Below are 14,706 nucleotides of genomic sequence, written 5' to 3' on the forward strand. Positions count from 1 at the left end.
TCAGGACTCTGTGAGGAGCAGTCATGCCCCAGTACGCCGCGATCATCTACGCCTCCGACGTCGACCCGACCAAGCCCGAGGCCGCGGACATGATGAAGGACTACAACGAGTTCCACGAGGGCGCCCAAGCCGTCATCCGCGGCGGCGCGGCGCTGTACCCGACGGCCACCGCGACGACGGTCCGCGTCACCGGCGGCAAGGGCGGCGACATCGTCACGAGCGACGGCCCGTACGCGGAGACGAAGGAAGCCCTGACCGGCTTCTACCTGCTCGAATGCGCCGACCTCGACGAGGCCGTGAAGCGCGCGGCGCAGATCCCGGGCGCCTGGGACGGCGCCATCGAAGTCCGGCCGGTCGTCGACTTCGGCCAGTGACCGGCGCCGGGGACGCGGTCGCGCGGCTGGTCCGGGACGAGGGCACCCGGGTACTGGCCACGCTGGTCCGCGTCACCGGCAGCGTCGACCTGGCCGAAGACGCGGTGCAGGACGCCGTCGTGCGCGCCCTCGAGACGTGGCCGCGCGACGGCGTCCCGGCCAACCCCCGCGGCTGGCTCCTGGTGGCGGCCCGCCGCCGCGCGGTCGACGTCGTCCGCCGCGAAGCGAAGCGCCTCGGGAAGGAGGCGGACGCGATGCCCGCTTTCGACCCGTACCCCGATCCGCTCTCGGTCCGCGACGACCTGCTGCGGCTGGTGTTCACGTGCTGCCACCCGGCGTTGTCGCTGGACGCCCAGGTGGCGCTGGCGCTGCGGACCCTCGGCGGGCTGTCGACCGCGGAGGTGGCGCGCGGGCTGCTGGTCCCCGAAGCGACGATGGCGAAGCGCCTGACGCGCGCGAAGCAGAAGATCGCCACCGCCCGGATCCCGTACCGGGTGCCGTCGCCCGCGGAGTTGCCCCTGCGCCTTTCCGGCGTCGCGGCGACGGTGTACTTGATCTTCAACGAGGGCTACACGGGCCGCGTTTCACTGCTCGACGAAGCCGTCCGGCTGGCGCGCCTGCTGGCTTCGCTGATGCCGGACGAGCCGACGGCGCTGGGGTTGCTGGCCCTGGTGCTGCTGCAGGACGCCCGCCGCCCGGCCCGGTTTTCGTCGGGGACGCCGGTGCTGCTAGCCGACCAGGACCGTTCGACGTGGAACTTCGAGCTGATCAAGGAGGGCGTCGAGCTGGTGGGCACCGGCCTCCGCCGGACGCCGTCGGCGCCCAACCCGTACGTGGTCCAGGCAGCGATCGCGGCCTGCCACGACCTGTCCCGCTCGTACGCGGAGACGAACTGGACCGCGGTGATTTCCTGGTACGACGTCCTGTTGTCGATCCAGGACACCCCGGTGGTGAGGTTGAACCGCGCGGCGGCGGTGGCGGAACGGGACGGACCGTCGGTGGCGCTGGCTTTGGTGGACGGGTTGCCGGATTTGGCGGACTACCCGTGGTGGCACGCTTCGCGCGCGGAGTTGTTGCACCGCATGGGTTCGCCGTCGGCTGGTGCGGCTTTGGAGCGTGCGGTGGAAACGGGATTGCCGGAGGCGCACGCGGCTCAATTGCGAAGCCGGATAGAAAGCGAAAACCCCGGACAAAACGTCCGGGGTTTCGGTGAGAGCGGATGACGGGAATCGAACCCGCGTATTCAGCTTGGGAAGCTGATGTTCTACCATTGAACTACATCCGCAGTACGTCGCCAGCATACACGGCGGCGTGATCCCCTTGTCCAGACCCCTCCTCCTTGACGTCGGCGCCGCAAGTGACAACACTTGTTGTCGACCTCGGAGGTGAGCGGCGTGGAGGATCCCGAACTGTTCCGCCAGGGTGGGTTCCGGCTCGCGTCGCGGCTGTTCGTCGGTGGCGATATCCGCGGGGACGAGCGGCAGGTGGCGCGGCTGCGGGAGTTCGCGCAGGTGCAGGACCGGCTCGCGGACGACGTCGTCGCCTGGATGGCTCGGCAGCCGAAGGGGCAGGGGCGGCGGCTCTTCGAGGACGCGCTCCGCGACGGGGTCGAGGCGCCCGGGCCGCTGAAGGACTTCTTCGACCAGGTGAACGCCAAGCCGTACTGGGTCGATGACGAGCGGGTCGAGCGGGGGGCGCGGGCCATCACGCGGGCCGGGTTGCTGGGGCTCTTCCCGCTCGGGGACATGTCGCTGATGGGCGGTTACCTCGCCTCTCGCGCGACGAAAGCGCTGGTCGGGACCGGGGAAATCGAGTACCGGGCCACGCGGCGGCTCGTCGAGACCGCGGCCTGGTGGATCGACGTCACCACGCCCGGGGCGCTCAAGCACGGCGAGCCGGGGTACGCCGCCGCGCTGCGGATCCGCGTTGTGCACGCCCACGTGCGCGCCGCCATGAACGGGCGGGACGACTGGGACTACGCCGCCTGGGATCGGCCCGTCAACCAGGTGCAGACCGCCGGGACGCTGCTGCTCTTCTCGCTCGTCTACGTCTTCGGCACGCAGCTGCTCGGTCTTCGCTACTCCGCTCGCGAGCGCGGTGACATCCTGCACCTCTGGCGGTACATCGGGTGGCTCATGGGCGTCGACGACGAGCTGCTGCCGACCTCCGAAGAGGACGCCTGGCGCCTGTTGTGGCTGCTCGCCGCCACCGAGTTCATCCCGGACGACGACTCCAAGCGGCTCGCCAAGGCGCTCGTCGAGGCCAACGCCGCCGTCGGTGAGGGGCGCGGGGCCGTCGGGAAGGTCCTGTCGCACGTCTCCGTCGCCGTGCACTCCTCGATCAGCCGGCTCGTGCTGGGGAAGACGAACGCGGACTTCCTCGAGCTGCCGAACGATCCCGTCGCGCAGGCCGCGATCGTCGCCGTGGCCGGGGTCAACTTCGCCGCCGAGACCGTGCGGCGGTTCATCCCGGGTGCCACCGCGTTGCAGGAGCGGATCGGGCGCGCCGGGCGCCGCGGGTACGTTAAGCGGCTCGAGAAGATCTTCGCGCCCGATACGTCCTACGCGCAGCACATGCGGGTCGCCTGAACCCACCGGATAGGCTGCCGGGCGTGCTGCTCAGTGACCGTGACCTCCGCAAAGAGCTCGACGCCGGCCGGCTCGGCATCGACCCCTTCGACGCCGGCATGGTCCAGCCGTCGAGCATCGACGTCCGGCTCGACCGGTTCTTCCGCGTCTTCGACAACAGCAAGTACACCCACATCGACCCGCAGCTGCAGCAGGACGAGCTGACGTCGCTGGTGGAGAAGGAGGGCGACGAGCCCTTCGTGCTGCACCCGGGCGAGTTCGTCCTCGGCTCGACCTACGAGCTCGTCACGCTGGCCGACGACCTGGCCGGCCGCCTCGAGGGCAAGTCCTCGCTCGGCCGGCTCGGGCTGCTCACGCACTCGACCGCGGGGTTCATCGACCCCGGCTTCTCCGGGCACATCACGCTCGAGCTGTCGAACGTGGCGAACCTGCCGATCACGCTCTGGCCGGGCATGAAGATCGGCCAGCTCTGCATCTTCCGCCTGTCCAGCGCGGCCGAGCACCCGTACGGCTCCACCGAAGCCGGGTCCCGCTACCAGGGGCAGCGCGGCCCGACCCCGAGCCGGGCGTACAAGAACTTCCACCGCGTCGACACCTGGCGCTAAACCGCGATCTTCTCGGCCCAGTCGATGCGGTGGTCCCACATGAAGGCGTTGGGGTCCTCGTCGAACGGCTTCGAGAACGCCCGCTTGATGAAGAAGTCGCGCACCACGCGGCCGACCGGGCCGATCACCTTCTCGTCGCCGTTGCGCTTGCCGGCCGCGACGACCGCTTCGACGCGCTCGCGCCGCAGGCCCTCGTAGGTGGCGAGGGCCTGCGAGACGTCCGGCACGTCCCGGAGGCACTTGCCCAGCGTGACGGCGTCTTCGATGGCCATCGACGCGCCCTGGCCCGCCGCCGGTGAGGTCGCGTGCGCCGCGTCGCCGATGATCACCATGCGGCCGCGGTGCCAGACCGGGACCGACGGGAAGTCGTACGTCGGCCACGCCGGGTAGATCTCCCGCGTGGCGCGGATGATCCCGGTGGCCGGCGTCCGGTCGCGGGACACCAGGTGCAGGAGCTCGGCGCGCAGCTTCTCGCCGGCGAGCGCGGCCAGCTCGGAGGCGGTCGGCTCGGTCTTGCGGGCCGGGTTGGCGAACCACCAGACGCGGCCGTCCGGGCTGACGACGTGGCAGAAGAACACGCGCTTGCCGAACACCATGTTCAGCACCCCGGGCTCGTCCGGCAGGGACAGGCCTTCGGTGAACCCGCCGGTGTTGAGCAGCGGGACGTACCGCGGCGACGGCGCGTCCGGGTCGATGATCGTGCGGACCCGCGAGCGGAGGCCGTCGGCGCCGATCAGGAGGTCGCCGTCCGCGTGCGATCCGTCGGAGAAGTCGGCTCTGACGTGCGATTCCGCCTGGCTCGCGCCGATCAGCCGCTTGCCGTACTCGGCGTGGATGCCGCGCCGCGCGGCCTCGTCGCGCAGGGCGACGTAGAGCTCGGAACGCAGGACGGTCTGGCTCACCGTGCCGTCCGAAAGCGTGCCGCCGAGCGGGAATTCGGCGAGCCGGGTGCCGTCGCCGAGCCCGATCGACATCCGCGGCGAGTCGAAGCCGGTGCGCCGGACGACGTCCTTCAAGCCGAGCGGGAGCAGCGCGTCCAGGCCGTTCACCGCCAGGGTCAGGAACGCGCCGACGCCCTCCGCGCCCCGGTCGTACGCCTCGAACAGCAGCGGCTCGTGCCCGGCTTCGTGCAGCGCGATGGCCGTGATCGTGCCCGCGATGCCGCCCCCGATGATCAGTGCCCTTGTCATCTCGTTCGCCCCCTCGAATCTCTTAGAAACTAATTCGTTCTGTCGAACTAAAGAGTGCGCTAGGCTGACGGCCGTGTCAAGCGAGCGTGCGCACCTGGTCGAGAAAGTCCTGCTCAGGTCGCGGGAGCTGTCGACCGAGACGGTCATGTTCCACACGGCGATCTCCGAGACCCGTGGGCTGTCGGCGGTGGAGAGCAAGGTCCTCGACTACCTCGCGCGGTTCGGGCCGCAGACGCCGAAGGAGCTCGCGCGCCTGTCCGGGCTCGCGCCCGCGTCCGTGACGGCGATGGTCGACCGGCTGGAGCGCAAGGGCATCGTCGACCGCCGCCCGCACCCCGACGACCGCCGCCGGGTGCTGATCGCGCTGGACGAGCAGGCCATCGCGAGCGGCGTGCACCTGTGGGACCACCTGGTCAAGGGCATGTACGAGCTCTGCGACCGCTACACCGACGACGAACTTCGGACCGTCATCGGCTTCGTCGAGGCGGCGACGACCCTCACCCACGAGTCGACGACGAAGCTGACGGAATCCACGAAAGAGTGAGTTTGAAGGCGTAAACCCGGCGTCCGTGCCAGGCTCCCAAGGTCGTCTCGACCCCGGAGGTGGCGAGGAGTGCCGTTGCCCGAACGACCGCTTCGCCTGGTTGTGGTGCTGGCACTGGTCTTCCTGGCCGCGGCCGTCGTGCCGTCGGCGAGCGCGACCACCGCCCCGCCGTTCGCGGTGGGCTACGACGCCCTCGTGTACGGCGACTTCCTGTACGCGGGCAACGGCGTCCTGCGCTGCCCGGTCGCCGCCGACCACGCGCCGACGTCCGGCCCGGTCGCCACCCCCGCGGCGTGCGCGAACACCGCGGACCGCAAGGACACCCTGCCCAACGACGACTTCTTCCTGCAGTGGGCCGACGTCGACGCCGACCCGGGCACCTTCGACTCGGCCAGTGCGTCGGTGAGCATCCCGCCGGGCGCCAAGATCGCCTTCGCCCGCCTGAACTGGGCGGGCAGCACGACGTGCAAGAGCGCGGTGTCCCCGCCCGGTACGCCCGCGAAGCAGAACGTCCGCCTTTCCGTCGGCAGCGCGAAACCCGTCGACCTCGCGCCTTCGGGGTACGCCGAAGACGCGGGCCACTACTCGGCCCACGCCGACGTGACCGACCGGTTCGCGAGCGCCCCGACCGGGACCGCACTCGACCTGACGGTCGGGAACGTCTGGGCCGCCAAGGGTTTCGACTGCGTCGGCGGGTGGTCGGTGGCCCTCGTCTACGCCTACCCCGAGCGCAACGCGGACTACGCGCCGAACAAGCGCAAGGTCGTCGTCTACGACGGGCACGTCCAGCAGACCGCGGGCGCTCCGGCCACGGAGACGACGATCACCGGCTTCCGCGCCGCGGCCGCCGACGCCCACCTCGGCGTCACCGCCTACGACGGCGACTGGGGTGCCTCCGGCGACCAGTTCCTCGTCGACGGCACCCCGGCCGCCGAGCCCGCGACCGGCGGGACGTCCAACTTCTTCATCTCCAACGCCGACAACGCCGCCGTCCCGGCCGCGAAGAACAACTTCAGCGTGGACGCGAAGGCGTTCAACGTCGACCGCATCCCCGCCGGCGCGACCAGCACGAAGCTCGGCTTCGTCACCAGCGGCGACGCCTACCTCGCGCAGAACCTCGCGTTCTCGGTGCCGGTGCCCGAACTCCAGCTCGCCCTGCGCGCGACCCAGCCCAAGGCGCACGCCGGCGAGCCGGTGACGTTCGCCGTCGCCGTGACCAACCCGGGCAGCGTGCCGGCGACCGGCGTGCAGGTGGCCGACGAAGCCGTTCCCGCCTGCGCGAAGCCGCTCGGCACGCTCGCCCCGGGACAGACGGTCAGCTACGCCTGCACCGGAACCGCCCCGCCCGACGACTTCACCAACTCCGCCAAGGCGACCGGCACGAGCGCGCTCGGCGACGCCCTCGACGGCATCGCCGCCGCCCCCGTCGACGTCCTGCACCCGGCCCTCGGCCTCACGAAGACAGCCGACCGGCCCGCCTACCGCGCCGGCGACACCGCGACGTTCACGGTCAAGGCCGTGAACACCGGTGACACCGGGCTGAGCGGCCTCCAGGTCACCGACCCGAAGACGCCGTCGTGCGCGCAGCCGGCGGCGGGCGCGCCGCCGCTGGGCACGCTCGCGCCCGGCTCGCTCGCGCCCGGCGAGAGCCGCACGTGGCAGTGCACGGCGAAGGCCCCGATCGCCGACGGTGTCACCACCGCGACCGCCACGGCCACCGACGAGCTCGGCAAGCCGGTCACGGCCACCGCCGACGCACCCGCGCCGACGATCGCGCCCGCCGTCGAGCTCACCAAGACCGCGAACCCGCCGGTGATCCACGCCGGCGACGCCGTGACCTGGACGGTCACCGCGCACAACACCGGCGACAGCCCGCTGGCGCCGGTCACCGTCACCGACGACACGACGACGTCGTGCTCGCGCACCTTGGCCGGCCTGCCCGCAGGCGCGACGCAGACGTACACCTGCACGGCGAACCCGTCCCGCACGACGACGTCCCACGCGACCGCCACCGGCACCGACCTCAGTGGACAGCCGGTGACCGCCACCGCGTCGGCCACCGTCACGGTGATCACCCCCGCGCTGACGCTCACGAAGGACGCCACCCCGGCCGTCGCCCGCGCCGGTGACCCGGTGACCTTCTCGATCACCGTGGCCAACGCCGGTGATGCGCCGCTGACCGACGTCGCCGTCACCGACGACCGGACCCCGGCCTGCGCCAAGGCGATCGGCGCGCTGCCACCGCAGGGCGAGCAGACGTACACGTGCACCGCGCCCGCCCCGGCCGACGACTTCACCAACACGGCCACCGCGACCGGCAAGGACCAGCTCGGCGGCACGGTGAAGGTCACCGACGACGCCGTCGTCGACGTCATCCACCCCGCCGTCACGCTCACCGCGCGGGCCGCGCCCGCGCAGGTCCGCGAAGGCGACACCGTGACCTGGACGATCACCGCCACCAACACCGGCGACGTGCCGCTCACCGGCGTCGCGGTCGCGGACGACCAGGTCGCCGCCTGCGCGAAGCCGCTCGGCACGCTGCAGCCGAAGGCGACGCAGACGTACGCGTGCACGACCGTCGCGGGCACCACCGGCTTCACGAACAAGCCGGTGGTGACCGGCACCGATCCGACCGCCCGGCCGGTCACGGCCACCGCCGAAGCCGCGTTCACCGTGCAGCACCCCGCCGTCGCGATCACCGCCGACGTCACCGGTGGCCCGTTCCGCGAGGGCGACACCGTGCCGTTCCGGATCACCGTGCGCAACACCGGCGACGTGCCGCTGACCGGCCTCCACGTCACGGACGCGCAGGCCGCGCGGACCACCGGCTGCACCCATGCGATCGACGGCGCGCTCGAGCCCGGCGCCACCCGCGAGTTCGGCTGCACCGCCCCGGCTCCGGCCGACGACGGCACCCGCACCGTGCGGGTGAGCGCCACCCCACCGGCCGGCCCGGACGTCACCGCCGCCGCCGTCGCCGCCGTGGACGTGATCCACCCGGCCGTCGCCATCACGAGGTCCGCCGAGCCGACGCTGGTCCGCCACGGCGACACCGTGACGTCGACGATCACCCTCACGAACATCGGTGACAGCCCGCTGCGGGAAGTTTCGGTGGCCGACCAGCTCGCCCCGGACTGCACCAAGTCCTGGGAACGGCTGGAGCCACAGGCGAAGCAGACTTACAGCTGCACCGAGATCGCCGGCGACGCCGATTTCGCCGCCACCGCGAAGGTGACCGCCACCGACGCCACGAACCGTCCGGTGACCGCCACCGCCGGGGTCCCGGTCGAGGTCATCCACCCAGCGGTCACGATCACGAACGACGCGGCGCCCGCGCAGGTCCGGCAAGGCGACACCGTGACGTTCACCCTCGTCGTCGCGAACACCGGTGACGTGCCACTGGCCGACGTGTCCGTTGTGGACAGTCGCACTCCGGCGTGCGCTCACTCCATCGGCACCCTCCTCCCCGGCGCCACCCAGCGCCACTCCTGCAAGGTAGCCGCCGGCACCGACAATTTCGTGAGCTCCGCCACCGCGACCGGCACCGATCCGACGAACCGCCAGGTCAGCGCCACCGACGACGCGGCGTACACCGTGCTGCACCCCGGGCTCGCGCTCACCCAGGACATCCACGGCGGCCCCTTCCGCGCGGGCGACCCCGTGCCGTCGACGATCACCGTCACCAACACCGGCGACGGGCCGCTCACCGCCGTCAAGGTCGACGCGTCCTGCGCGAAGACATTCGACAAGCTGGAAGCCGGTGCCGCGCAGAAGTTCGACTGCACGACGACCGCCCCGGCCGACGACGCCGTCACCACCGCGACGGCCACCGCCAACGCCCCCGTCGGCCCGCCGGTGACCGCGGCGGACAGCGACGAGGTCGACGTCATCCACCCGGCCCTGAAGCTGACGAAGGACGCGAAGCCCGAGAAGGTGCGTGCCGGCGACGAGGTCACGTTCACCGTCGTCGTGCGCAACACCGGCGACGTCGCGCTGACCAGCGTGTCCGTTGTGGACGATCAGCCGTGCGCCAGGGAGTTCGACAGCCTCCCGGCCGGCGCGACGCAGACGTACACCTGCACCCGGAAAGCACCGGCCGACGATTTCACCGCCCCCGCGAACGTCACCGGAACAGATCCGACCGGTCGCTCCGTGCAATCGAGGGCCGAAGCGAAAGTCGACGTCGTCCACCCCGAAATCGCGGTGATGAAGGACGCGACGCCGTACGAAGTCCGGGAAGGCGACACCGTCACGTTTTCCGTCCTGGTCAAGAACACCGGTGACGTGCCGCTGACGGCCGTCACCGTCGTCGACGACCGCACGCCGTCGTGTGCGCACACCGCGCCGGAGCTGGCCGTGGACGCCGAAATCACCTACACCTGCACGGTGCTCGCGGGCAAGCAGGGCTTCACCGGAAAGGCGACCGCGACCGGGCAGGACCCGACCGGACGCCCGGTGTCGGCGTCCGGCGACGCGACCTTCGTCGTGCGCGGCGGCTGAATGGAGTAACGCGGCAGCGTCCGATTGCCGTGAAATTCCGACCCGTCGGCGACGAGTGCGCCTGAAGAAATGTGATCAGTGCGTTAGCAGGTTCTCGCCGTAATCGTCCCGTGATACGTTCCTGCGCCGTGTCCCCCCTTGGTGAACGTGCTCGCGTGGTGATGGTGTCACTCAGTGTGCTGCTCGGCGTTTTTTCCGCCGCGACCGGCACTTGGATGGCGACCGCGGAAGGAAACACCGCCGAGCTCGGCGCCGCGGCGCTGGTGCTGCCGAACGCGCCCGCCGGGTCCGGTGGCGGCAGCGGCACCGATCTCGCCGGCGGCCAGTCCCGGCCGAGCAAGCCCGCCGAGCCCACGTCCGCCGCTCCGGCGCCGGCGACGTCCAGCGCGGCGCCCACGCCGACCGAGACGTCCGCGCCCGCGCAGCCGACGACGTCGGAGGCCCCGCCGCCGACCACCAAGGCCGCGGCCAAAGTCGCGTCGACCGTCGCCGGCCAGGTCCTCGCGCTGGTCAACGACGAGCGCGCGAAGACGGGCTGCGACCCGCTGACCGAGGAATCACACCTGACCAAGGCCGCACAGGACTACAGCGACCAGATGTCGTCGGGCGACTTCTTCTCGCACACCAGCCCCGACGGCACGACGTTCGACCAGCGCATCAAGGTCGCCGGCTACGCGAAGCCGGGCGCGGAGAACATCGCGAAGGGGCAGACGTCCGCGGCGCAGGTCATGGACGCCTGGATGAACTCCGAGGGCCACCGCGCGAACATCCTGAACTGCAGCCTCAAGAAGCTCGGCGTCGGGTTCACCAAGGCGGGCAACTACTGGGTCCAGGACTTCGGGTACTGAGCTACTGGTTCGGGGCGTTCCACCGCTCCGCGATGTCGCCGTAGCGCGCCAGCACCGTCGCACGCAGGTCGGGATCGCTCCGCGGCACCGGCTCGATGAACACCTCGGTCACGTCGTTGAACGCCTCGATCAGCTCGCCCGCCAGCCGGACGCAGGTGCGTTCGAGGTCGCCGGCGCTCAGGGAGTCGTCGAAGTCGACGCGGGTGCAGACCAGGACCTGGTCGGTGCCCATCAGCATGGTCTGCAGGTCCACCACGGCCTCGATCTCCGGCGCGGCCGAGAGGTGGTCGCGGACGCCGCGGACGATCTCCGGGTTGGCCTGGCGGCCGATGAGCAGGCCGCGGTTCGTCCGCCCGAGCAGGTAGGCGACGAACGCGAGCAGCACGCCGATGACGATCGACGCGACGCCGTCCCAGACCTCCGACCCGGTGAGCTGGTGCAGCCCGATGCCGGCGAACGCGACCAGCAGGCCGATCAGCGCGGCGGAGTCCTCGAACAGGACGGTCTTCGGGGTCGGGTCGTCGATCAGGCGGAGGTACGCCCAGAACGACCGGTTTTCGGCCTTGGACTCCCGCACGGTCTGGCGCACCGCCTGCACCCACGACGTGCCTTCGAGCAGGAACGCCACCGCCAGCACGATGTAGCTGAGGATCGACGTGCTCTGCGCCTCGCCGTGGCCGAACAGCGTCGACACGCCCTCGTAGAGCGCGAACATCGAGCCCGAGGCGAAGATCGACACGGCCGCGAGCAGCGACCAGAAGTAGCGCTCCTTGCCGTAGCCAAAGGGGTGCACGCGGTCGGCCGGGCGGTCGGAACGTTTCAACGCGGTCAGCAGCAGGACCTCGGTGAACGTGTCAGCCACCGAGTGCGCTGCTTCGGAGAGCATCGCGCCCGAGCCGGTGATGATGCCGGCGATCAGCTTCATCACGGCGATCGCCAGGTTCACGCCGCCGGCGAGCAGGACGGTCAGGGTGCTTTCGCCGCCAGGGCTCGCGGATTCCTCACTCACCCGGTGAGCGTAATGCTCAGAGGCTGCGCAAGCCGTGCAGAACGCGCTCCATCAGCGCCACCGCCGGGCGGCCTTCGGCGTTGACCCGGTTGTCGTGGATCGTGACCAGGCCCTGCTCGGCCATGTCGTCCAGCAGCACGCGGACGACGCCGAGCGGCACGCTCAGCGTGGCCGCGACCTCGGCGACCGAACGCGGGCGGGAGCAGAGGGTGCGGACCGAGCGGAACTCGCCGGTCAGCCGGGCGCCGTTCCAGTGGGCGCCGGCCCGCGTCGAGACGAGCGCTTCGATCGCCAGGTGCCGGCGCGACTGCGTGCGGCCGCGGGTCAGGACGTACGGGCGCACGAGGGTCCGCTGGGCGGGCACGGGATCTTGAGCGCCGGCGCCGGGGAACCGGACGTCCATGTCGTCGATGTAGGTGCGGAGAGCGTGTCGCCCGGTCGTGGTGCTCCGGTCCTCGCTCATACCTGGCCGCCCCCTGTTTCCGTGATCGTCGAATGGAAGCCTTCGCTGGCAACGGCGGCGGCGAAGGAAACGTCAGGATACGCCCGCTGTCCAGGGTTCAGGCCTTCGTTTGTCTTCCACCTGATGGGCCATTTCGGTGATTTTCATGAACAACTTTCAAGAAAACGATTGCTGCGCCCGAAATCCCAGCTAGTGGACTTGTGACAACGCGTAGTGCGGTGGCTACTTCAATGCGAATAACGCAATGTAAAACGGCCCCGGCCAGGAACTTCCTGACCGGGGCCGTGAACGATTAGCGCGTCACTCTTCTGCGAGCGAAGGCGCTCCAGTCGGTAACGGCTTCGGCGCCGGTGTGCGCTTGACCGACTCCAGCAGCATCTGCGCGACGTCGACGATCTCGACCTTTTCGCTCGCGCTGCCGTCGCTCTGGCGGGCGGTCAGGCCGTCGTTCAGCATCACCTTGCAGAACGGGCAGCCGGTCGCGATCTTCGACGGCGCGGTGCCGAGCGCCTCGTCGACGCGCTCGACGTTGATCCGCTTGCCGATCTTCTCTTCCATCCACATCCGGGCGCCGCCCGCGCCGCAGCACATCGACTTGTCGCCGTGCCGCGGCATCTCGCGCAGCCGCGCGCCGGTCGCGCCGACGAGCTCGCGCGGCGCCTCGTACACCTTGTTGTGGCGGCCGAGGTAGCACGGGTCGTGGTAGGTGACGTCCTCGGCGACCGGCGCCACCGGCACCAGCTGCTTCTCGCGGACCAGGCGGTTCAGCAGCTGCGTGTGGTGCACAACGTCGAACTGGCCGCCCAGCTCCGGGTACTCGTTGGCGAGGGTGTTGAAGCAGTGCGCGCAGGTCACGACGACCTTGCGCGCCTTGCGCTCACGTCCCTCGAACACCGAGTTCAGGACCTCGACGTTCTGCTGCGCCAGCATCTGGAACAGGAACTCGTTGCCCGCGCGGCGGGCCGGGTCACCGGTGCAGGACTCCTCCGAGCCCAGCACCTTGTACTTGACGTCGGCCATGTGCAGCAGCTCGGCGACCGCCCGCGTCGTCTTCTTCGCGCGGTCCTCGAACGCGCCGGCGCAGCCGACCCAGAACAGGTACTCCGCGTCGCCCATGTCGCCGTCGAACACCGGCACCTCGAAGTCGAGGTCCTCGGTCCAGGCCAGCCGGTCCTTGGCGTTCTGGCCCCACGGGTTGCCCTTGTTCTCCAGGTTCTTGAACATGCCGTTCAGCTCGCTGGGGAACGACGACTCGATCATCACCTGGTAGCGGCGCATGTCGACGATGTGGTCGACGTGCTCGATGTCGACCGGGCACTGCTCGACGCAGGCACCGCAGCTGGTGCAGGACCACAGGACGTCCGGGTCGATGACGCCGCCGTCGTCGCCGATCAGGGCCTTCTGCGACTCGGCGATCGCGAGGACGTCGATCCCGGCGTACATGTTGTCACCGGACAAACCGACCTCGTCGCCCGCCATGTCGCGCTTGCCGCCGGCCATCAGGTACGGCGCCTTCGCGTAGGCGTGGTCACGCAGCTGGGTGATCAGCAGCTTCGGCGACAGCGGCTTGCCGGTGTTCCACGCGGGGCACTGCTCCTGGCAGCGGCCGCACTCGGTGCACGTCGAGAAGTCCAGCCAGCCCTTCCAGCTGAAGTCCTCGACCTTGCCGACGCCGAAGGTGTCCTCGTCCGGGTCGGCTTCCTCGAGGTCGAGGACCTTGCCGCCGCTCATCATCGGCTTGAGCGCGCCGAGGGCGACGCCGCCGTCGGCCTCGCGCTTGAAGTAGATGTTGAAGAACGCGCTGAAGCGGTGCCAGGCGATGCCCATGGTCATCGTCCGCGCGACCACGATCAGCCAGACCGTGGCGCTCATCAGCTTGACGAACGCGAACACCGTGACCAGGTTCGGGCTGGCCGGCAGCAGCTGGCCGATCGGGTTGGAGACGAAGGACGCCCACAGCGGTCCTTCGTGCGTGTTCAGCGCGGACTTCGCGGCGCGGACGCCGATGATGCCGATGCCCTCGATCAGGACGACGGCCTCGATGAAGTAGGCCCACTTGAAGTTGGAGCCCTGGAAGCGCGACTGGCGGTCGGCGCGGCGCGGGTGGTTGCGCTGGCGGATCGCCATCAGCACCAGGATGCCGACGATCGTCCCGACCCCGAGCAGCTCCATGAGCAGCTGGAACGGCGGGAAGTCGTCGAGGATCGGCCAGCCCCAGGTGGGCACGAAGACCTCGCCGTACGCCTCGAACAGCGCCAGTGAGCCGAGCAGGAAGCCCCACATCACGAGCCAGTGCGCCGGCCCGACGCTGCGCTTGCGGTTCATCCGCGTGTGCGCGGCGAACTCCTTGATCAGCGTCTTCATGCGGCCCGCGAAGGGGCCGTTGCGCGTCGAGTCGGGCTGCCCGAGACGGATGATGCGCACGAAGCGCGCGATCGTCGCGGCGAACATTCCCCAGGCGACGACGCCGAGCAGGACCGAGATCCCGCCGAGCGTCAGTTGCAGAGCGCCCATCGTTCGGGTGCCTTTCGTCCGGTTCAAAACTGTGGTGGTGCCGGGAGACTAACCTTCCTTACTGATGAGTA

Annotated in this window: 12 protein-coding genes and 1 tRNA gene; 8 read left to right on the plus strand and 5 right to left on the minus strand. The window is 70.3% G+C overall.

Features of this window, described 5'->3' with window-relative positions; genetic code table 11:
* The first annotated feature begins 23 nt into the window (after window positions 1-23).
* Both ACLJQM_RS35900 and ACLJQM_RS35905 read left to right on the plus strand, forming a co-directional pair.
* On the plus strand, window positions 24-374 hold the full coding sequence (locus tag ACLJQM_RS35900) for a YciI family protein (protein ID WP_360777881.1): 351 nt from the start codon (window positions 24-26) through the stop codon (window positions 372-374).
* Entirely contained in the window at window positions 371-1,597 is a 1,227-nt protein-coding gene (locus ACLJQM_RS35905) for an RNA polymerase sigma factor (protein WP_410634777.1), read from the plus strand. Before ACLJQM_RS35900 ends, ACLJQM_RS35905 begins: the two co-directional genes overlap by 4 nt.
* On the opposite strand, the gene ACLJQM_RS35910 is transcribed toward ACLJQM_RS35905, so the two are convergent.
* Window positions 1,589-1,659, minus strand: a tRNA-Gly gene (locus ACLJQM_RS35910). The two genes, ACLJQM_RS35905 and ACLJQM_RS35910, sit on opposite strands and share 9 nt — an antisense overlap.
* Window positions 1,660-1,768: 109 nt before the next feature.
* On the opposite strand from ACLJQM_RS35910, the gene ACLJQM_RS35915 reads away from it, so the two are divergent.
* Window positions 1,769-2,962: an oxygenase MpaB family protein gene (locus ACLJQM_RS35915; RefSeq protein WP_410634778.1), complete on the plus strand. Its 1,194-nt coding sequence runs from the start codon at window positions 1,769-1,771 to the stop codon at window positions 2,960-2,962.
* A 23-nt stretch (window positions 2,963-2,985) separates the two neighbouring features.
* Window positions 2,986-3,567, plus strand: a complete 582-nt coding sequence (gene dcd / locus ACLJQM_RS35920; RefSeq protein ID WP_086865668.1) for a dCTP deaminase — start codon at window positions 2,986-2,988, stop codon at window positions 3,565-3,567.
* On the opposite strand, the gene ACLJQM_RS35925 is transcribed toward dcd, so the two are convergent.
* On the minus strand, window positions 3,564-4,757 hold the full coding sequence (locus ACLJQM_RS35925) for an FAD-dependent oxidoreductase (RefSeq protein ID WP_410634780.1): 1,194 nt from the start codon (window positions 4,755-4,757) through the stop codon (window positions 3,564-3,566). The genes dcd and ACLJQM_RS35925 overlap by 4 nt on opposite strands.
* Window positions 4,758-4,830: 73 nt before the next feature.
* Here ACLJQM_RS35925 and ACLJQM_RS35930 point away from each other — a divergent pair, with 73 nt between their 5' ends.
* The 3 genes from ACLJQM_RS35930 (at window position 4,831) to ACLJQM_RS35940 (ending at window position 10,649) form a co-directional block, all read left to right on the plus strand.
* Window positions 4,831-5,301, plus strand: a complete 471-nt coding sequence (locus tag ACLJQM_RS35930) for a MarR family transcriptional regulator (RefSeq protein WP_410634782.1) — start codon at window positions 4,831-4,833, stop codon at window positions 5,299-5,301.
* A gap of 69 nt (window positions 5,302-5,370) precedes the next feature.
* Window positions 5,371-9,801, plus strand: a complete 4,431-nt coding sequence (locus ACLJQM_RS35935; RefSeq protein ID WP_410634783.1) for a hypothetical protein — start codon at window positions 5,371-5,373, stop codon at window positions 9,799-9,801.
* A gap of 155 nt (window positions 9,802-9,956) precedes the next feature.
* Entirely contained in the window at window positions 9,957-10,649 is a 693-nt protein-coding gene (locus ACLJQM_RS35940; RefSeq protein ID WP_410634784.1) for a CAP domain-containing protein, read from the plus strand.
* Window position 10,650: 1 nt separating this feature from the next.
* Here the strand turns inward: ACLJQM_RS35940 and ACLJQM_RS35945 are convergent, their stop codons facing one another.
* Both ACLJQM_RS35945 and ACLJQM_RS35950 read right to left on the minus strand, forming a co-directional pair.
* Window positions 10,651-11,658 carry a cation diffusion facilitator family transporter gene (locus ACLJQM_RS35945; RefSeq protein WP_410634786.1) on the minus strand — a complete coding sequence of 336 codons (1,008 nt, stop codon included), beginning with the start codon at window positions 11,656-11,658 and terminating at the stop codon, window positions 10,651-10,653.
* A 16-nt stretch (window positions 11,659-11,674) separates the two neighbouring features.
* Window positions 11,675-12,121, minus strand: coding sequence for a DUF742 domain-containing protein (locus tag ACLJQM_RS35950; protein ID WP_160697346.1), 447 nt, complete (start codon window positions 12,119-12,121; stop codon window positions 11,675-11,677).
* A 21-nt stretch (window positions 12,122-12,142) separates the two neighbouring features.
* Between ACLJQM_RS35950 and ACLJQM_RS35955 the strand changes: the two genes are divergently transcribed.
* Window positions 12,143-12,325, plus strand: coding sequence for a hypothetical protein (locus ACLJQM_RS35955; protein ID WP_360777838.1), 183 nt, complete (start codon window positions 12,143-12,145; stop codon window positions 12,323-12,325).
* A 96-nt stretch (window positions 12,326-12,421) separates the two neighbouring features.
* Here the strand turns inward: ACLJQM_RS35955 and ACLJQM_RS35960 are convergent, their stop codons facing one another.
* Complete coding sequence (locus ACLJQM_RS35960) at window positions 12,422-14,635, minus strand: (Fe-S)-binding protein (RefSeq protein ID WP_360777836.1); 2,214 nt, start codon at window positions 14,633-14,635, stop codon at window positions 12,422-12,424.
* Between the last annotated feature and the right edge of the window lie 71 nt (window positions 14,636-14,706).

The organism is Amycolatopsis sp. cmx-4-83 (assembly GCF_046548815.1).
Lineage (GTDB): Bacteria > Actinomycetota > Actinomycetes > Mycobacteriales > Pseudonocardiaceae > Amycolatopsis > Amycolatopsis pretoriensis_A.